Genomic DNA, 17,025 nt, shown 5'->3' on the forward strand with positions numbered 1-17,025 from the left:
CCGAAAAAAGTGACTCATTTGATGCTTGATTCTACCCGATTGCAGCGCCTACAGCAGACACCCTTGTGGGATTTCGCTTTGGCGCTATACGCCAAGCCCGGCGTCGAGACGGCTTGCCTAACGCTTCAAGAGGAGGCTGAGCTCGACGTGTGCGAGGTAATGTTCCATTGCTGGCTCTATACCTGCGGCTTGGAAGCCGAGCCCGCAGCGCTCGTTCGCCAGCGTGAACAGCGCCGTCTTTGGCAGTGCCATGTAACCACTGTATTGCGTGGATTACGCCGCGATTTAAAAGCCTCCGCGGCCTCGAGCGAGTCCGTGGCGAGGCTGCGCGAGACCATCAAGCAGGCCGAATTAATGGCCGAGCGTGAGAATCTTCAACGTTGGCAAGCGTGGGTTTGGGAAGCGTCTAGCGTTGGCGAGCCTGTTAGAAATATCGCTGAAATATCGCTAGATTCGGCAAAATGGTTGCGAAAACAGCTACTTTACGCCACTGAAGCCTCCCTGCCGTTAGCGGCGTTGAAAAGCCAAACGGCCTCGCTTCAGGCGCTACAAACGCTTACTTCCCAGCTTGACCCCCATCAAGGAGCGCGCTAGCCTGAATTTAAGCTGATTTTAAATTACCTAGCGTTATTCGCTTGCTAACAGGTAGTAACAACCACATCACTGCTTGTTAGCGATCGGTTAGTAGCTAATGTAAGTAGCCAAAACCGGTCGGTGAATAATAGCGTCGTGTTAAGAAACGCGAGGCGGACTCCAATGTAAAACATCGAGTTTTAACCATTGGATTTTCAAAACTAGGTTATTGCGCACTCGTACAGCGCGCTTACCACTGCAAGGGGAACATCGCATGAAGGCAAGCAAATCCGTTTCTACTCGTTCTGTAACCACTAAATTAATGACAACGGCAAGCGTAGGTGCACTGCTGTTTGGTCTTAGTGCTGCTGCTCAAGCAGATAACTGGCGCTATGCCCACGAAGAGTATGAAGGTGATGTTCAAGACGTATTTGCCTACGCTTTTAAAGAGTATGTTGAAGATAACTCAGACCATACCGTACAGGTTTACCGGTTTGGTGAGCTGGGCGAGTCTGACGACATTATGGAGCAGACCCAGAACGGTATTCTTCAATTCGTCAATCAGTCGCCTGGCTTTACCGGCTCGCTGATTCCTGAAGCGCAAATCTTCTTCATACCTTACCTACTGCCTACCGACGAAGAGACCGTTTTAGAGTTCTTTGAAAAAAGTGAAGCGATCAACGAGATGTTTCCAGAGCTTTATGCCGAGCAAGGTCTAGAGCTGCTGAAAATGTACCCAGAAGGCGAAATGGTCGTGACCACCGACGAGCCGTTTACCTCGCCGGAGGAGCTGAATAACAAGAAAATTCGCACCATGACCAATCCGTTGTTAACGGAAACCTATGATGCCTTTGGCGCGACGCCGACGCCATTGCCATGGGGTGAAGTTTACGGTGGCCTGCAGACCGGCATTATCGATGGCCAAGAAAATCCGATTTTCTGGATTGAATCCGGTGGTTTGTATGAAGTGTCGCCACACCTGACCTTCACCGGTCACGGCTGGTTTACGACCGCAATGATGGCCAACCAGGACTTCTACGAAGGGCTATCTGAAGAAGATCAGGCGCTAGTACAAGAAGCCTCTGACGCCGCTTATGACCACACGATTGAGCATATTCAAGGCTTAGCTGATGAGTCGCTTGAGAAGATTCAAGAAGCATCCGATAAAGTGACGGTGACGCGTCTGAACGAAGAGCAAATTCAAGCCTTCCGTGAGCGTGCACCACAGGTCGAAGAAGCCTTCCTGAAAATGACCGGTGAGAGAGGTGAAGAGCTACTCAACCAATTCAAAGCCGATCTTGAAGCCGTCACTAACGAGTAATCACCGTTAAGCCGCACGGCAAGATGGGTGATTAGCACCAGGGGCAGCACAGGCTGCCCTTTTTTGTTTTGTGGCGGTTCAGCGTTCGGCCTGGGTGTTAACTGCGTTGCGCTTGAATGGCGTACATCTAGCGTTGAATCACCTGTGACGTCATGCCGTTACGCTAAGGTTAATTCCTCGTTGATGGGTACGAGGTATTGATAGGGCATTAATAGTGTAACGTTGTGTTAATTGTGCCGACGGCACAGATTCGATGCCGTTAGAGCCGTTAGTAAGGAGTCCGGCCATGACCGATGAAGAGATGGAAAAGGATTATCGCTCCGGTTTGCCGGGGGTATTAGGGGTGATCGACACTGCCATTAGTAAAATAGAGGCTGTGATCCTTGCGATGGGCGTTTTGCTAATGGCACTGAATACGGTTACCAACGTGGTTGCTCGCTTTGTATTTGGCAACAGCATTATGTTTTCCGGCGAGCTAAACCGCATTTTAATCATCATGATTACCTTTGCGGGGGTGGGCTATGCGGCAAGGCATGGGCGGCATATTCGCATGTCGGCTATCTACGATGCGCTGCCGGTCGGCGGCCGCAAAGTATTGATGATCTGTATCGCGCTGTTTACCTCCTTGGTGATGTTCTTCCTACTCTACTATTCGATTTTTTATATTATTGATTTGCAAAGCAAAGGTCGTGTGTTGCCCTCTTTGGGCTTGCCGATTTGGATTATTTACCTATGGGTGCCGATGGGCTTTGCGATCACGGGTATTCAATACCTGCTGACCGCTGTTAAAAACTTCACCTCCCGGGATGTCTATCTCTCAACGGGCGTGGTGGATGGTTATAAAGACACTGAAACTGAAGTCTAACGCAGGGCACTGCACCTTAGGGGAACCGCTATGACGACAATAATGGTCACCACCATGATTGCCCTGCTGCTGCTGGGCTTTCCAATGATGATCCCGCTAATTACGGCGGCGGTCATTGGCTTCTATATGATGTTTAACGGCTTCGGTCAGATGGAAACGCTGATCCAGCAAATGATGGCGGGCATACGCCCAGCCTCACTGATTGCCGTGCCGATGTTTATTCTTGCCGCCGATATTATGACCCGAGGGCAGTCGGCTAACCGCTTAATTGATATGGTAATGGCATTTATCGGCCATATTAAAGGCGGCTTAGCAGTGAGCACGGCGGCGTCGTGTACGCTGTTTGGTGCCGTTTCGGGCTCTACCCAGGCAACAGTGGTGGCTGTCGGCTCGCCACTGCGGCCCAAAATGTTGAAAGCGGGCTATTCTGACTCCTTTACGTTAGCGCTGATTATTAACGCCAGCGACATTGCGTTTTTGATTCCGCCCAGTATCGGCATGATTATTTACGGGGTTATTTCCGGGACTTCTATCGGCGAGCTCTTTATTGCTGGGATCGGGCCCGGGTTGATGATCCTGTGCATGTTCTCGGCTTACTGCATTATCTACGCTATCGTCAAAGACGTGCCCACGGAAGCAAAATCGAGCTGGAAAGAGCGCGCTGTAGCGGTTCAGCAAGCGCTATGGCCGCTAGGCTTTCCGGTGATTATCGTGGGCGGGATTTACGGCGGGGTCTTCAGTCCGACCGAGGCCGCAGCCGCCTGCGTGCTGTATGCCATCCTGCTTGAGTTTGTGGTATTTCGTTCGCTGAAGATGAACGATATTTACGCTATCGCCAAATCGACCGGCTTGATCACCGCCGTGGTGTTTATTCTGGTTGCGGTGGGTAACGGCTTTTCATGGATTATTTCGTTTGCGCAGATTCCGCAGATGATTCTGGAGTCGGTAGGCGTCAATGAAGCAGGGCCCACGGGTGTACTGATCGCGATTTGTATCGCCTTTTTCGTTGCCTGTATGTTCGTTGACCCGATTGTGGTGATTCTGGTGCTGACACCGATCTTTACCCCCGCCATTGAAGCAACCGGGCTCGATCCGGTGTTGGTGGGTATCTTGATCACGCTACAGGTGGCCATTGGGTCGGCAACGCCGCCCTTCGGGTGCGATATCTTTACAGCGATTGCGATTTTTAAACGTCCTTATCTGGATGTGATCAAAGGAACCCCGCCGTTTATCTTCATGCTCATTTTAGCGGCCGCCTTGCTGATTATGTTCCCACAAATTGCGCTATTCCTGCGCGATGTTGCCTTCCGCTAAACAGCCACAAGGAGTACGCGAATGTTTAATCGCATTTTGGTTCCGGTGGATGGTTCTAAAGGCGCCCTTAGGGCGCTGGAAAAAGCGGTAGGCTTGCAGATGCTAACCGGCGCCGAGCTTTATCTACTGTGTGTGTTCAAACACCACAGCCTGATGGAAGCCTCACTTTCCATGGTGCGGCCTAACCAACTGGACATTCCCGACGATGCGCTGAAAGAGTACGCCACCGAGATCGCTGTGCATGCGAAATCCCATGCGATAGAACTGGGCGCCGACGAATCGCGTGTGCGCGCCTTTGTTAAAGGCGGGCGCCCCTCGCGTATTATTGTGCGTCTTGCTCGTAAGCGAGAGTGTGACCTGATTGTGATCGGCGCGCAGGGCACCAACGGTGAAAAAAATCCGCTGCTGGGTAGCGTCTCACAGCGCGTGGCTGGCGCCGCCCACTGCCCAACACTGGTTGTTTAAATCGACTAAACCTCTCTTTTATTGTGTGGTCTTATCAGCACCTACCCTCCCGAAGATGCAGCTCGGGGCGGTGGGTGTTAATCTTTGCGAATCACCGTTTGGCGTTCGGCGCCGCTCTATTCAAGATAAAAGGATCTTTCATGAAACGACTGCTCTCCACCACGGCACTGACGGGTTTGCTTTTGGTTGCCCCTTTTGCAGCGGCAGCGCCAGAAACCGATGAACAGCGCTTGGCTTATAGCTTAGGGGTCACCCTGGGTGAAAGCATGCAAGCGGACATTGAAGACCTCGACTTGGACGCCTTTAATGACGGCATGAGCGATGTTTTTGAAGGTAATGACCTAGCGCTAAGTGAAGAAGAAATGCGCGAAGCGCTAATGGCGTTCCAAGAGCAATCAATGCAAGCACGGGAAGCCGAAGCCGAAGCAATAGCGCAAATGAATCTTGATGAAGGCGAAGCCTTTCTCAACGAGAACGCTGAGCGTGAAGACGTCACCGTGACTGATTCTGGCTTGCAGTATGAAGTGCTTGAATCTGGCGATGGCGCCACGCCTGGCCCTGAAGATACTGTCGAAGTGAATTACGAAGGCATGCTGCTGGACGGCACCGTTTTCGATAGCTCTTTCGAACGCGGTGAATCCGTCAGCTTTCAGGCCAATCAAGTCATCGAAGGCTGGCAGGAGGCACTTCAGCTAATGAGCGTTGGCGATACTTGGATGCTATATATCCCTGCGGATCTTGCTTACGGTGAGAGCGGTCAAGGGCCGATCGGACCCAACGAAGTGCTGACCTTCCGCGTTGAACTGTTAGGCGTCGAATAAGCATGCGTCCAACTGCTTACGCGCTGCTTTGCATCGGTGTGTGCGCGTCGGCGCCGCTGATGGCCCAAGATGAGACGCCTAGCGAGCCCGATGATTTACCTGCTCTGGGCGCCTCTTCTGATCAAGCCAGTGCCGTCGGGGTGTCGTCTGGTGGTTATATGGCGACCCAACTTGTCGTGGCTTGGCCAGAGCGTTTTAGCGGCGTGGGCGTGTTGGCGGCGGGGCCCTGGAGCTGTGCCCAGGGTTCGCTGAGCTTGGCGCTAAACCAATGCATGATGATGCGCCGTGGCGCGCCTTCATTGGAAGATTTGGAGGCGCGCCATGACCGTTACCTGTCACTTGAACAGGCTGGCAGTGTTGATGCACTTAGCCAATTAAGAGCCTTTTTGTGGCACGGGGAAGAGGACGAGGTCGTTGAACCGGCGCTAGGCGACCTATTAGCAGAGCAGTTGAAAGGCTGGCTTGCCTCGCCTGAGCAATTGCGTGTAGTGCGCAGCGCAGATACCGGCCACGGCTGGCCCGTGCGCTTGCCTCGTAACACAACCCCAGGCCCCCAAGAATGGGGCAACTGCGAGCGGGGAGGGGGTAGTTACGTATTAGCCTGCGATGAAGATATTGCTGGCGACATGCTGGATTGGCTCTATCCCGAGCGTGAGGAAACAGCGCAAAACGGCGCAGCGCTAACCGCGTTTGATCAATCGGAGTTTGCGGTAAAAGGCCTAGCCGACACCGGCTATGTGTTTATTCCTGAAGGCTGTGAAGCAGGCGAATGCCCGGTAACGCTGGCACTACACGGCTGTCAAATGAGCGCAAACGTGATCGGCGATACGTTTGTGCGCTATACCGGGTTAAACAACTGGGCGGCAGCGCATCAGCAAATCGTGCTTTATCCCCAAGCGGAGAGCAGTATCGCGAACCCCCAAGGCTGCTGGGACTGGTGGGGTTTTGCCGAAAGTACCTGGCAGCTAAGCCCTCAGCACGATACGCGTAACGGCACCCAAATTGGCGCGCTGATGGCGATGTTGGACCGTTTGCAGGCTACCCCTGAGCAACCCTCAACTGATTAACCGTCTAATGTACTTTCTAGTGCGGAAACCAAACCGTGTGGGGTCGGCGAATAGAGTACGCGCTGGAGAATATCGCCCTCGCGGTTGACCAGAAATAGCGAGGCGCTGTGGTCGATGGTGTAAGCCATCGCCGAATCCGGCGCTTCGACCTTCCGCCATATGACTCCATAGCGCGACGCTACATCCTCAAGCTGTTCCTGACTGCCCACCGCACCGATAAACGTATCGCCGAAAAAGCCCATGTACTCCTGCATGCGCTCAATGGTGTCGCGTTCGGGATCGACGGTAACCATCACCGGTACCACACGCGCACGCTGCTGTTCAGAAAGCTGGGCCAGGGCTTGACGCTTAACCGACTGGGTCATGGGGCATATATCGGGGCAGTAGGTGTAGCCAAACGACAGGATCGCGATCTGATCGTCGTCCAGCTGGGTTAGCGAAAAATCACCCTGAGTGGAAGGAAGCTCTACCGGGCCGCCCACCGCTTCGCCGTCTTGCGGTGCGAACGCATACTGATAGAGGCCGATTCCACTGACCACTAGCAATAATGCGACGATTCCAGCGCCAAGCCATAACGATTTTCTTACCATCTGTGCTAACTCCGAACGACGTCAAAATCGAACCAACTACCCACCTTACCTTCTTGGGTTTCCAGTATTACCCGCGCGCGCCAGGGCATAACGGATTGGGTACACATTCCCACTTGGCCTTGACCTTTAAAATGACGGGGGGAACTGGCACTGAGCGCAAAACGGTGGAGCCCCAAATCCATGTCGCGGCCGATAAAATCGACCTCAACTTGGGTAGCCTTTACGCCTTCAACCTTGACGTCCAGTGGTAATATTTCCAGCGCATCGATTCTTCCACTGGCTTGAACGTGAAGCGTGATGCGGCCTTTATCGCCCAGCGTGGCTGAGCAGGGCGCAGCATGCAAGTTGCAGCTAGCCGTTGGGGGAAACCATGTGACATCGCTATCGCGATGTAGCCAATGCGCAAAGGCGTACCATGCACAGGCGGCCAGCGCTAAGCCGGTCACCAGTATCAGTACCCTTAAGGCGGGGAAGGCCGCAGAGTGTACAGTTTTTGACGTCATCTTCATGGCAGAATAGTCGCTACGCAAGCCGTGAGGCGGGAGATTCCATCATGGTAACAGTAATCGCGCCGATATCGCTGTGCTGGGATGTCGCAGGCAAAAGGGATGCAAATGGAGAGTATCACCGGCGCTTTAGGGCCACTGTTTTTATTAATTTTATTGGGTCCTGCGCTGGGCTACGGACGCTGGCCCAACGACAAGTTTTGGCCACAGATGGAGCGGCTGATTTACTTTGTGCTGTTTCCGGCGATGCTGGTGGAGACCTTGGCGACCGCCGATGTGGCCCAAGTGCCGGTGAGTCGTCTCGCCTGCGTGCTGCTTGGCGCGATGGGGTTGTTTGGGCTATTGCTGTGGCGTTTGCGCCGTTGGCTACAGTTAGCTCCTGCGGCGTTTACTTCCGTGTTTCAGGGCGCAATACGTTTTAATACCTATGTGGGTGTCGCGGGTGCCGCTGCGCTGCACGGCAGCTTAGGCGCCACCACTGCTGCGGTCGCTGTGGCGCTAATGGTGCCGGTGGTTAATGTGATGTGCGTGGCAAGCTTTGTGGCTGTGGGCGCTTTGGGCAGCGCAAGTATGGGTAAAAGCATGATGGCGCTGGTCAAAAATCCGCTGATACTGGCCTGCCTGTTGGGTATCGGCTTAAACCTGTCGGGCATTGGTTTGCCCGGCTGGAGTCAAGATACGGTGGCGCTACTGGGTCGTGCGGCGTTGCCGCTGGGGTTAGTAGCCGTGGGTGTGGCACTGCGACCAGCGGCCCTGCTGCGCGTTGACCGCGGCGTGCTGGCGACCAATAGTGTTAAACTGCTGCTTATGCCTGCGCTGGTGCTGGCACTTAGCTGGGTATTACAGCTCGATCCGGTCAGCCGCGATGTAGCGCTACTGTTTGCCGCACTGCCTACCGCCACGTCGGCGTATATTTTAGCGCGTCAGCTGGGCGGCGATGCCGAGCTGATGGCGGCGATCATCACCGGACAAACCGTATTAGCAATGCTCACGCTGCCGCTGTGGCTACAGCTGGTTAGCTGACCCAAGATGCTTATAAAAAAATCAAATAAAAAATATTCGTATTTGTATTGACGCGGTAAATGAGAACTATTACATTGTTGGTGTCAGCGTTTGATGAGTCGCTGGCAACCACGACAGTTGTTGATGTAAAAATCATCGCCAGTTTCCTGTCATGGTTTCTCCCTCTCATTGCTAGTCACGGTCTTTTGCCGCTCCTTTGGAGCGGCTTTCTTTTTTGGTCCTGCTAGCTGCCGCCTTAGCCTCTGTCCAGTAGGCTGTCTGCTTCCGCCTCCCCATACTATCGGTTTAAAGCCTCTTACCTTGCAGCGAAACATTGGCTGGCGTAGCGATATTGCCGGTTTGTGTTTTGGCGTCTACGTTTTGTAGGGGACGCCTAAAAGGCGTTTCTTGACATGCCTACTAACGGAGGAGTTTGCCATGAACGATACCCAAGATCTTTTTCCTACTCGCTTGGAACGTAAGCTAGGAATGTTCGAGCGCATCGACCCGGTGGTGTCCGGGGATGAGTCTCAACTGGCCAATGGCCCATTGGATAGGTCGAGAATTGAGGAGTACGAGCGGAAGGGCTTCCTCTCGTTTGAAGGGTTCTTTGACGCCGACGATATGCAGGTTTTTCTTCAAGAACTGCGGGAGTACGAGGACGATGCCGACCTTAAACTTTCCGAAGGCACGATCCTTGAACCGGGGCGTGAAGAGATCCGCACCATTTTTGGTATCCACGATGTTTCAAAGCGTTTTCAGCGTTTGACCCGCGATCCCAAATTATTAGCGATTGTTAAGCAGCTACTGGGCAGCGATGTGTATATCCATCAGTCGCGGATTAACTACAAGCCAGGCTTCAAAGGCAAAGGGTTTGAGTGGCACTCCGATTTTGAAACATGGCATAGCGAAGACGGCATGCCACGTATGCGCGCGCTCAGTTGCTCTATCGTTCTCACCGACAACGGCGAGTTTAACGGGCCACTGATGTTGATTCCCGGTTCGCACCGTTATTTTATCCCTTGTGTGGGGCGAACGCCGGAAGACAACTATAAAGAGTCGCTTAAAAGCCAAGAGGTAGGCGTCCCGCCCGCCAGCAGCCTCCGTGAACTAATGTTGGAAAACGATATTGAAGCACCTAAGGGGCCCGCTGGCTCGCTGGTGATTTTTGAATGCAATACCATGCATGGCTCTAACATCAATATGTCTTGCTGGCCGCGAAGCAATCTGTTTTTTGTTTATAATAGCGTTGATAACACGCTCCACGACCCTTACTGCGGTAACCGGCCTAGGCCCGAGTTTCTGGCCAACCGTTCCGACTGGGAACCGCTGGAGCCGCTTGAGGAGTAACCCTGATGCGCGTCGCCGTGTTTAGCGCTAAGCCGTATGATCGCACTTTTTTGAACCGCGCCAATGTGGCAGAGCGCCACTCGATCAGCTTTTTCGATGCGCGACTAACAGTGGATACGGCGCCTTTGGCTAAGGGCTTTGACGGCGTCTGCGCCTTCGTTAACGATAGTCTTGATGCGGCTGTCTTACAGCAGCTGCATGACCATGGCACAACGTTAGTCGCGCTGCGTTCGGCAGGCTTTAATCATGTAGATTTGGCTGCCGCCGAGCGCTTAGGCATGACGGTGGTGCGGGTCCCAGCTTACTCACCTCACGCCGTGGCCGAGCACGCGGTGGCGCTGGTGCTAAGCCTTAATCGCATGACCTATCGCGCCTACAATCGAGTGCGCGAGGGAAATTTCGCCCTGGATGGCTTACTAGGGTTCGATCTGCATGGCAAAACCGTGGGCGTTATTGGCACTGGGCATATTGGGCTTATTTTTGCCGATATCATGCACGGTTTTGGTTGCCGTATCGTGGCCAACGACCCCTTTCCCAGCCCAGACGCTAAATCCTTTGTAGCGTACGTACCGCTGGAAACGTTGTATGCCCAGGCGGATATTATCTCGCTACATTGTCCGCTGACCTCAGACACCGACCATTTAATTGATGCCTATGCCATCGCGCAAATGAAGGAAGGCGTGATGCTAATCAACACTGGCCGCGGGCGAGTAGTCGACACCCAAGCGGTAATCGCTGGCCTGAAAAGCGGCAAAATCGGGCGCTTAGGGTTGGATGTCTACGAAGAGGAAGAGCAGCTGTTCTTTGAAGACCTCTCCCAGGGTGTGATCGACGATGATCAATTTATGCGCCTAACCACATTCCACAATGTCCTCATTACCGGCCATCAAGCCTTCTTTACCGCCGAGGCGTTGACCAATATTGCCGAAACTACTCTGGCCAATATTGATGCCTTTGATAGCGGAGAAGGAACCATGCATCGTGTCGTTAACGCTAAGTTGGACTAGTCTTGCGCTACTTAGCAAGTGTTTAACATTATGATGAGGTCGCCATGCAGCTCTATTTAAATACCTCCTCCCCCTATGCGCGCATTGCCCATGTGTGCCTGTACGAAAAGCAGCTTATCGAGCGTACCGAGCTTTGCTGGTGCGACCCTTGGGCGGCGGATAGCGAGCTTTTGCAGATTACGCCGCTAAGCCGCGTTCCAACACTGGTGACCGATGAGGGTGAGGTGCTGACGGAATCCCTTCTGATTGCTCACTATTTGGATGCAATGGGTGAGGGGCCGTCTCTGATGCCCAATCAGACATTAGCGGAAACCCTAGCGCTGGCAGGGCTGGGGCAGGGCTTGATGGACGCCGCCTTTAATGTGGTGATTGGCCGCAAGCATAATGGTAACGAAGTGGATACGACGCTGTTGGGTCAGCGCCGTTTAAAAGCCATCGAACGTACGCTAGTCACACTCAATGAGCACCCCCGGGTGCTGGCGGGCAGCGCCCAGCGCACGTTGGGGGCGATTACCGTTGCCGTCGCGCTGGCGTATCTCAGTTTCCGCCTACCGGCCTTTGACTGGCAAAACCGCTACCCAACGCTACACGCCTGGCAGGCAAAGGTGGTGGAGGGCGAGAGCTTTGCACTGACGGCGTTTGAGTAGCGCCGATTATTCGCTTCGCTGGTAGATCAAATCCCAAACCCCATGGCCCAGTTTTTCGCCCCGGGCTTCAAATTTGGTTAGCGGGCGGAACGCCGGGCGCGGCACGTAGGGGGCGGTATCGGCGCTGGCGGTATTGGCATAGCCGGGGGACGCGTCCATAACCTCGGCCATCCACTGTGCGTAGGCCTCCCAGTCGGTAGCCAGATGAAAAGTGCCGCCGGATTTTAAGCGAGTACGAATCAGCTCAACAAACGCAGGCTGCACGATGCGCCGCTTGTGGTGCTTCTTCTTCGGCCAAGGGTCGGGGAAGAAGAGCTGCAGCGTGGTCAGTGAGCCTTCGGGAAGGCAGTGCTCAAGCACGGCAAGTGCGTCTTCACGGTAAACGCGGAGGTTCGTCAGGCCGCGTTTATCGACCTCATCTAATAGCTTACCAACGCCAGGGGCATGGACTTCGATGCCGATAAAGTCGCTATCCGGATGGGTTTCGGCCTGCTCAATCAGCGAGTTACCCATGCCAAAACCGATTTCTACTACCCGCGGCGCCTGGCGACCAAACAGGGCGTCCAGGTCTTGACGGCCATCGGCGATGGTGAGGCCAAAGCGCGGCCAAACGTCTTCCAATCCACGGTTTTGGGCCGGGGTCATACGCCCCGCGCGAATTACATAGCTTTTAATCCCGCGGCGGTGCAGCGGAGCATCCTGTTCTTCCGGGCCGGGAACGCTGCTTTCGGGGGCGACGTGGCTTTCGGTTACGTCATCATTAGGTTCAGTCATGGGGTCTCGAATCAATTAACCGTTAATACGGCCTGCGAAAGGTGATGAGGGGTCAGCCCCCTGGCGACGTTGCATGCGGCCGGCCAAAAAGGCGTCGCGACCCGCCTCAACGGCGAGCTTCATGGCGTTGGCCATGCGTAGTGGCTCGCGGGCGTGAGCAATGGCGGTATTGAGCAGCACACCATCGCAGCCCAGTTCCATGGCCATGGCGGCGTCCGAGGCCGTGCCAATGCCTGCATCCACCAGCACCGGCACCTTGCTTTGCTCAACAATGAGGCGAATATTGTAGGGGTTCTGAATACCGTGGCCGGAGCCAATCAGCGAGCCTAGCGGCATGATGGCGCAGCAGCCCATGGCTTCTAATTCGCGTGCCACAATGGGATCGTCGCTGGTGTACACCATGACGTCGAAACCGTCGGCGAGCAGCGTTTCGGCGGCTTTTAGCGTTTCCACCACGTTGGGGTAGAGCGTCGCTTCGTCGCCGAGTACTTCCAGCTTGATTAAGTTGTGGCCATCAAGCAGCTCGCGGGCGAGGCGACACGTGCGCACGGCGTCTTTAGCGGTATAACAGCCAGCAGTGTTGGGCAACAATGTATAGCGCTCGGGGGAGATAGCGTCTAATAGATTGGGCGCCTCGGCGTCCTGGCCTAAATTAGTTCGCCGTACGGCAAACGTTACGATTTCAGCGCCGCTCTGGGCAATGGCGGCGCCGGTTTCAGTAAAATCTTTGTATTTGCCTGTGCCCACCAGTAGGCGCGAGTGAAAGTCGCGCCCGGCAATGGTTAACGGCGTATCGGCTAGCGATGCATGGGTTAGTTGGGTCATAGTGCTTCCTTTAGCCGCCGCCAATCGCGTGGACAACTTCCACGTGGTCGCCATCGATCAAGCGGGTGTCGGCGTGTTGGCTGCGGGGAACGATCTCTTCGTTTATCTCAACGGCAATGCGGCGGCCGCTAAGGCCCAGTTGCTCAACCAAATCGGCAACGGTGTGACCAGCACTTAACGTATGCGGTTCGCCGTTGAGGCGTATTTGTGTCGCGCCGGCTTGAGTAGACTCGGTTTGAATAGACATAGATAACGGCGTCTCATCGATTGAGGCAATGTATATTCTATTATTGTAGCGGTTTCGCGCCTTTCAAGGTACGCCGTTGGTGTAAACAGTCCGACAGATAAAGGGCTATATGGATCAGGAGAGCAGCGTGCAACGAACAGATAAAGCCTGGTGGTGTATCGCGGCGCTGTCGGGCGCCGTTATGGTAATGCTGGGGGCTTATGCGGCTCACGGTTTGGCAGCGCGCACAACCGAGGCAATGGTCAGTGCCGTTGAAACCGGCGTGCGCTACCAAGCATGGCACACGCTGGCCATCATGATCGTGCTGGTGTGGCGCCAAGTAAGGCCGCTGACGGGGCAGCGCTGGGTGCTGGCGCTATGGGCGCTCGGCATGGCGTGCTTCTCAGGATCGCTCTACTTAATGGCGTTAGCGGGGCTGAACCTGGGGATTATCACGCCGATCGGCGGCGTGTTGCTGATGGCCGGTTGGTTGGCACTTGGGGCAGCGGTACTTTTTGGGCGTCAGCAGTGCGAGGTAAAGCGCCGTTAACAAGTGACCTTCACACAGTGTGGGTGACGGGTAGCGCCTTGGCAAAGGCTAACGCAGGCGCGGGGCGGCCAAACAGAAAGCCCTGATAAAAGTGGCAGCCCAAATTGAAAAGTACTAAGCGCTGGCCGTCAGTTTCAACCCCTTCAGCGATAACCCCAAGCCCCAAACTTTCCGCAAGCGCGATAATGGTGGCAGCGATTGGCTTGGCCTGCATATCCTGAGTTAAATCGCGTACAAACGCGATGTCGATTTTGAGGGTGTCGAGGGGTAAGAGCTTGAGGTAGGCAAGCGACGAGTAGCCGGTGCCGAAGTCATCAAGGGCAAAGCTAACGCCGAAATCACGAAGCTTTTTCATCTTGCTGATAGTGCCCTCGAGATCGCTGAGTAGTAGCGATTCGGTTAACTCCAGCGTTAATCGCTCGGGCGGTGCCCCGTACTCTGCCACTACGGCCATCACCTGGTCGGCAAAATCAGGCTGCTGAAACTGACGAACGCTGACGTTCAATGAAAGCTTTAAATGCTGCAGCCGCGGGTCTTGACGCCATTCGCCCAGCAGTCGGCAACCGTCTTTCAATACCCAATGCCCCAGCGGTAGGATCAGCCCGGTTTGTTCGGCCAGGGGGATAAACTGCCCCGGCGAAATCATGCCCCGTTCAGGATGTTGCCAGCGAACCAGTGCTTCGGCACCCACTGTCTTTCCTGCCTCGTTTACCTGCGCCTGGAGGTAGAGGCACAGTTCATCATGGTCAATCGCGTGGCGTAATTCGCGTTCAAGCGTTAGGCGCTCTTCTAACGCATCTTCTTGGGCTTGTTGAAAGAACTGGGGTCTACCATCGCCTAGCCGCTTGGCTGCCAGCAAGGCAAGGTCTGCTCGTTTGAACAACGGTGCGCTACTATCATGCTCGAGGGGATTGAACATCAAAACCCCTACGCTTAGCCGGCAGAGGTAACGATGGCCTTGAAGCGAGTATTCGGCAGTTAGTGCGTCTACTATCTGCTCGATAAGAGCGTGGGCTTCGTGCTGCGCACTGGCTTCGTGCGTTGATGTAAGTGTACCCAGTAAGGCGAATTCGTTGCCGTCGAGCCGCGCTACGTTGAGCCCGTTTGCTGCCCATTGCTGCAACCGCTCGCCTAATTGGCGCAAAAGCTCATCGCCAATATCTTGTCCCAGACTGTCGTTAAGCACCTTAAAGCGGTCAATATCCAACAATGCCAATAGCACTCGGCGGTGGTTGGCCTGGGGCGTTTGAGAGTAGGCGGCTAGGCGTTCTTGTAGGGCCTGACGATTGGGAAGCCCCGTTAGCGTGTCATGGTAGGCTAAATAGCGGATCCGCTGTTGGGCCTGGTGCTCTTCAGAGCGGTCGCTGAGGAGCGCTACATAATCGCGGTCGTCGCTGTCGGCGTAGGTGACACGACTAACGCTCAACCAAGCCGGAAACCTGGTGCCGTCAGCTCGCAGGGCGGTGATCATCCCGTTCCACTGGCCTTTTTTCTCCAATACTTGGCGGATGTGCTGACTCAGCGTGTAACTGTCCTCGGCGTAGTCAAGCTGTGACACAGGCAGGCCCATCAACTGATCGGAACGCCTCCCTACCTGGCGTTCAAACGCTGCGTTACACAGGCGAATGCGAGCCTGCTCATCCAGCAGGATCACGCTGTCCTGAAGCGAGGAGATGACTTCCAGCAAGCGGGTATGGGTCATGTGTTCATGGCGCTGGCTGTCATCCAGGCGTCGCTGTACCTGGGTCGCCACCAGGGCAAGCAGTGCTGTTAATACGGCAACGCCACCAATAACAGCAATAAGCCAATGCGAGGCTGACGATAAGGAAGACGCTGCGGCACTGGGGTCTGGCACAAACCAGGCGGCCTGCATGGCAACATAATGCATGCCACATACCGCAACGGAAACACACAGCGCGGCAATGAAGGCGCAGGTCCTGGAGCGCTGCATTCCCCACTCATGCTGGCAGAGGCGGTAGGCATAAACGCTTAACACGCCGAGGCCAATCGCCACGAGCAGCGAAATCAAGAAAAGGTCCAGGGCGTGATAAAGCTCTGCTGGCGCGCGCATCGCGGCCATGCCGCTATAGTGCATCACTCCGATACCGGCGCCGAGGCCTAGCCCGGCCAATAGCAGGGCGCGATGTGAAGGGGCATCGCGGGAAAGTACCCACATAGCGCTAAAGCTGCCCAGAATGGCGGGAATAATCGACAGTAAGGTAAGCATGGGCGCATGGCTTACCGGAAAATCAAGCTGGTAGGCATACATGCCAATAAAGTGCATGCTCCAAACCCCCAGCCCCATAGCGCTGGCCCCTGCCCAAAGCCATACGCGACGCCACATCGGCCGAGACATGTTGCTGACCAGCTTGATAATATCCAGACCTGCGTACGAAGCTGCTAAGGCCACTAGCCAGGAAACCAGTACCAGAGAGGCCTCGTGCTCACCCTGAATGGCATTCAGGGTTTGGGGGTCGGGCAAAATATTGGATATGAGCATTAAAAAACCGCCAACCCTGGTGGGAAAATGAGCAAATGTTTTAGGATGGCGTTTAAAACGGTGACGATAACGCACCTGAAAATCGTAACACGAAAAGTATTCCGCTGGCGCGCCCTTGATTAATATTTAAAATCAGTGGCTTATAGGTAGTGTTAGGTTTTTCCCGGCAACATATAGCTGGCGGTGACATGGATCACCGGCTTGGTCTCATCGGCGGCGGAAACCACCAGAACTTCACCAACGGCCAGGCGGCGGCCGAGCTTGAGCAGTTTGGCGTGGGCGATAATGTCATGGTCGCCCGATGCCGCGCGCAGGAAGTGGCAGTTGAGGTCGCTGGTCACGGCCATGGGTTCGGGGCCTATTTGCGCCAGAATGGCGACGTACATGGCAACATCGGCAAAGCCCATCATGGTGGGGCCTGAAACCCGCGGGCCTGGGCGCAGGTGCTCAACGCCAACCTTCAAGCGCATGGTGGAGGTCATGTCACCCACGCTTTCGATCTTGCCTATCCGCTGGGGAAATACATCGTCGAGGAAGTGTTCGATTTGTTCGGCGGTCATGATGGTCATTGTTGTTTTCCTTTATCAAAAAAGCCCCGAGGGTTGAGCCTCGAGGCTGATGT

The 17,025-nt window shown here is 54.8% G+C and carries 19 protein-coding genes; 12 read left to right on the forward strand and 7 right to left on the reverse strand.

The features are described from left to right. Positions 1-21 precede the first annotated feature (21 nt). From RZA33_RS17245 to RZA33_RS17275, 7 genes are all read left to right on the forward strand, one after another. Positions 22-594 (forward strand): TIGR02444 family protein, encoded by a 573-nt coding sequence (locus tag RZA33_RS17245; protein ID WP_317508942.1) that lies wholly within the window; start codon positions 22-24, stop codon positions 592-594. Positions 595-847: 253 nt separating this feature from the next. After that, positions 848-1,894, forward strand: a complete 1,047-nt coding sequence (dctP, locus tag RZA33_RS17250) for a TRAP transporter substrate-binding protein DctP (protein ID WP_317508943.1) — start codon at positions 848-850, stop codon at positions 1,892-1,894. A gap of 286 nt (positions 1,895-2,180) precedes the next feature. Further along, complete coding sequence (locus RZA33_RS17255) at positions 2,181-2,759, forward strand: TRAP transporter small permease (protein ID WP_317508944.1); 579 nt, start codon at positions 2,181-2,183, stop codon at positions 2,757-2,759. Between the two features lie 30 nt (positions 2,760-2,789). Then, complete coding sequence (locus RZA33_RS17260) at positions 2,790-4,073, forward strand: TRAP transporter large permease (protein ID WP_317508945.1); 1,284 nt, start codon at positions 2,790-2,792, stop codon at positions 4,071-4,073. Between the two features lie 21 nt (positions 4,074-4,094). Continuing rightward, the gene (locus RZA33_RS17265) at positions 4,095-4,538 is read left to right on the forward strand and encodes a universal stress protein (protein ID WP_317508946.1); all 444 of its coding nucleotides are present in this window, start codon (positions 4,095-4,097) and stop codon (positions 4,536-4,538) included. A gap of 140 nt (positions 4,539-4,678) precedes the next feature. Beyond that, positions 4,679-5,359, forward strand: a complete 681-nt coding sequence (locus RZA33_RS17270) for an FKBP-type peptidyl-prolyl cis-trans isomerase (protein ID WP_317508947.1) — start codon at positions 4,679-4,681, stop codon at positions 5,357-5,359. 2 nt (positions 5,360-5,361) lie between these two features. Next, complete coding sequence (locus RZA33_RS17275; RefSeq protein WP_317508948.1) at positions 5,362-6,426, forward strand: prolyl oligopeptidase family serine peptidase; 1,065 nt, start codon at positions 5,362-5,364, stop codon at positions 6,424-6,426. On the opposite strand, the gene RZA33_RS17280 is transcribed toward RZA33_RS17275, so the two are convergent. After that, a complete protein-coding gene (locus tag RZA33_RS17280) occupies positions 6,423-7,016 on the reverse strand; it encodes an SCO family protein (RefSeq protein ID WP_317508949.1) in 594 nt (197 codons plus the stop codon). The two genes, RZA33_RS17275 and RZA33_RS17280, sit on opposite strands and share 4 nt — an antisense overlap. A gap of 5 nt (positions 7,017-7,021) precedes the next feature. Then, complete coding sequence (locus RZA33_RS17285) at positions 7,022-7,525, reverse strand: hypothetical protein (RefSeq protein ID WP_317508950.1); 504 nt, start codon at positions 7,523-7,525, stop codon at positions 7,022-7,024. Positions 7,526-7,630: 105 nt separating this feature from the next. On the opposite strand from RZA33_RS17285, the gene RZA33_RS17290 reads away from it, so the two are divergent. From RZA33_RS17290 to RZA33_RS17305, 4 genes are all read left to right on the forward strand, one after another. After that, the gene (locus RZA33_RS17290) at positions 7,631-8,545 is read left to right on the forward strand and encodes an AEC family transporter (RefSeq protein ID WP_317508969.1); all 915 of its coding nucleotides are present in this window, start codon (positions 7,631-7,633) and stop codon (positions 8,543-8,545) included. 417 nt (positions 8,546-8,962) lie between these two features. After that, a complete protein-coding gene (gene thpD / locus RZA33_RS17295; RefSeq protein WP_317508951.1) occupies positions 8,963-9,874 on the forward strand; it encodes an ectoine hydroxylase in 912 nt (303 codons plus the stop codon). 5 nt (positions 9,875-9,879) lie between these two features. Next, positions 9,880-10,881 (forward strand): 2-hydroxyacid dehydrogenase, encoded by a 1,002-nt coding sequence (locus RZA33_RS17300; RefSeq protein ID WP_317508952.1) that lies wholly within the window; start codon positions 9,880-9,882, stop codon positions 10,879-10,881. Between the two features lie 44 nt (positions 10,882-10,925). Beyond that, the gene (locus tag RZA33_RS17305; protein ID WP_317508953.1) at positions 10,926-11,528 is read left to right on the forward strand and encodes a glutathione S-transferase N-terminal domain-containing protein; all 603 of its coding nucleotides are present in this window, start codon (positions 10,926-10,928) and stop codon (positions 11,526-11,528) included. A gap of 6 nt (positions 11,529-11,534) precedes the next feature. Here RZA33_RS17305 and trmB read toward each other — a convergent pair whose 3' ends face one another. The 3 genes from trmB to thiS are packed head-to-tail and all read right to left on the reverse strand — an operon-like array spanning position 11,535 to position 13,374. Then, the gene (trmB, locus tag RZA33_RS17310; protein WP_317508954.1) at positions 11,535-12,302 is read right to left on the reverse strand and encodes a tRNA (guanosine(46)-N7)-methyltransferase TrmB; all 768 of its coding nucleotides are present in this window, start codon (positions 12,300-12,302) and stop codon (positions 11,535-11,537) included. A gap of 15 nt (positions 12,303-12,317) precedes the next feature. Continuing rightward, positions 12,318-13,127 (reverse strand): thiazole synthase, encoded by an 810-nt coding sequence (locus RZA33_RS17315; RefSeq protein ID WP_317508955.1) that lies wholly within the window; start codon positions 13,125-13,127, stop codon positions 12,318-12,320. A 10-nt stretch (positions 13,128-13,137) separates the two neighbouring features. Continuing rightward, a complete protein-coding gene (gene thiS / locus RZA33_RS17320; RefSeq protein ID WP_317508956.1) occupies positions 13,138-13,374 on the reverse strand; it encodes a sulfur carrier protein ThiS in 237 nt (78 codons plus the stop codon). 127 nt (positions 13,375-13,501) lie between these two features. Here thiS and RZA33_RS17325 point away from each other — a divergent pair, with 127 nt between their 5' ends. Continuing rightward, on the forward strand, positions 13,502-13,903 hold the full coding sequence (locus RZA33_RS17325; RefSeq protein WP_317508957.1) for a DUF423 domain-containing protein: 402 nt from the start codon (positions 13,502-13,504) through the stop codon (positions 13,901-13,903). A gap of 10 nt (positions 13,904-13,913) precedes the next feature. Here RZA33_RS17325 and RZA33_RS17330 read toward each other — a convergent pair whose 3' ends face one another. Both RZA33_RS17330 and RZA33_RS17335 read right to left on the reverse strand, forming a co-directional pair. Continuing rightward, the gene (locus tag RZA33_RS17330; RefSeq protein WP_317508958.1) at positions 13,914-16,403 is read right to left on the reverse strand and encodes an EAL domain-containing protein; all 2,490 of its coding nucleotides are present in this window, start codon (positions 16,401-16,403) and stop codon (positions 13,914-13,916) included. A gap of 152 nt (positions 16,404-16,555) precedes the next feature. Further along, positions 16,556-16,972 (reverse strand): PaaI family thioesterase, encoded by a 417-nt coding sequence (locus tag RZA33_RS17335; RefSeq protein ID WP_317508959.1) that lies wholly within the window; start codon positions 16,970-16,972, stop codon positions 16,556-16,558. Positions 16,973-17,025: the final 53 nt, after the last annotated feature.

It is taken from the genome of Halovibrio sp. HP20-59 (assembly GCF_033052795.2).
Lineage (GTDB): Bacteria > Pseudomonadota > Gammaproteobacteria > Pseudomonadales > Halomonadaceae > Vreelandella.

Excerpts from the sequence above, each read along its gene's own strand:
- RZA33_RS17245 (WP_317508942.1), top strand. The coding sequence starts at position 22 with ATGCTTGATTCTACCCGATTGCAGCGCCTACAGCAGACACCCTTGTGG.
- dctP (WP_317508943.1), top strand. The coding sequence starts at position 848 with ATGAAGGCAAGCAAATCCGTTTCTACTCGTTCTGTAACCACTAAATTA.
- RZA33_RS17255 (WP_317508944.1), top strand. The coding sequence starts at position 2,181 with ATGACCGATGAAGAGATGGAAAAGGATTATCGCTCCGGTTTGCCGGGG.
- RZA33_RS17260 (WP_317508945.1), top strand. The coding sequence starts at position 2,790 with ATGACGACAATAATGGTCACCACCATGATTGCCCTGCTGCTGCTGGGC.
- RZA33_RS17265 (WP_317508946.1), top strand. The coding sequence starts at position 4,095 with ATGTTTAATCGCATTTTGGTTCCGGTGGATGGTTCTAAAGGCGCCCTT.
- RZA33_RS17270 (WP_317508947.1), top strand. The coding sequence starts at position 4,679 with ATGAAACGACTGCTCTCCACCACGGCACTGACGGGTTTGCTTTTGGTT.
- RZA33_RS17275 (WP_317508948.1), top strand. The coding sequence starts at position 5,362 with ATGCGTCCAACTGCTTACGCGCTGCTTTGCATCGGTGTGTGCGCGTCG.
- RZA33_RS17280 (WP_317508949.1), bottom strand. The coding sequence starts at position 7,016 with ATGGTAAGAAAATCGTTATGGCTTGGCGCTGGAATCGTCGCATTATTG.
- RZA33_RS17285 (WP_317508950.1), bottom strand. The coding sequence starts at position 7,525 with ATGAAGATGACGTCAAAAACTGTACACTCTGCGGCCTTCCCCGCCTTA.
- RZA33_RS17290 (WP_317508969.1), top strand. The coding sequence starts at position 7,631 with ATGGAGAGTATCACCGGCGCTTTAGGGCCACTGTTTTTATTAATTTTA.
- thpD (WP_317508951.1), top strand. The coding sequence starts at position 8,963 with ATGAACGATACCCAAGATCTTTTTCCTACTCGCTTGGAACGTAAGCTA.
- RZA33_RS17300 (WP_317508952.1), top strand. The coding sequence starts at position 9,880 with ATGCGCGTCGCCGTGTTTAGCGCTAAGCCGTATGATCGCACTTTTTTG.
- RZA33_RS17305 (WP_317508953.1), top strand. The coding sequence starts at position 10,926 with ATGCAGCTCTATTTAAATACCTCCTCCCCCTATGCGCGCATTGCCCAT.
- trmB (WP_317508954.1), bottom strand. The coding sequence starts at position 12,302 with ATGACTGAACCTAATGATGACGTAACCGAAAGCCACGTCGCCCCCGAA.
- RZA33_RS17315 (WP_317508955.1), bottom strand. The coding sequence starts at position 13,127 with ATGACCCAACTAACCCATGCATCGCTAGCCGATACGCCGTTAACCATT.
- thiS (WP_317508956.1), bottom strand. The coding sequence starts at position 13,374 with ATGTCTATTCAAACCGAGTCTACTCAAGCCGGCGCGACACAAATACGC.
- RZA33_RS17330 (WP_317508958.1), bottom strand. The coding sequence starts at position 16,403 with ATGCTCATATCCAATATTTTGCCCGACCCCCAAACCCTGAATGCCATT.
- RZA33_RS17335 (WP_317508959.1), bottom strand. The coding sequence starts at position 16,972 with ATGACCATCATGACCGCCGAACAAATCGAACACTTCCTCGACGATGTA.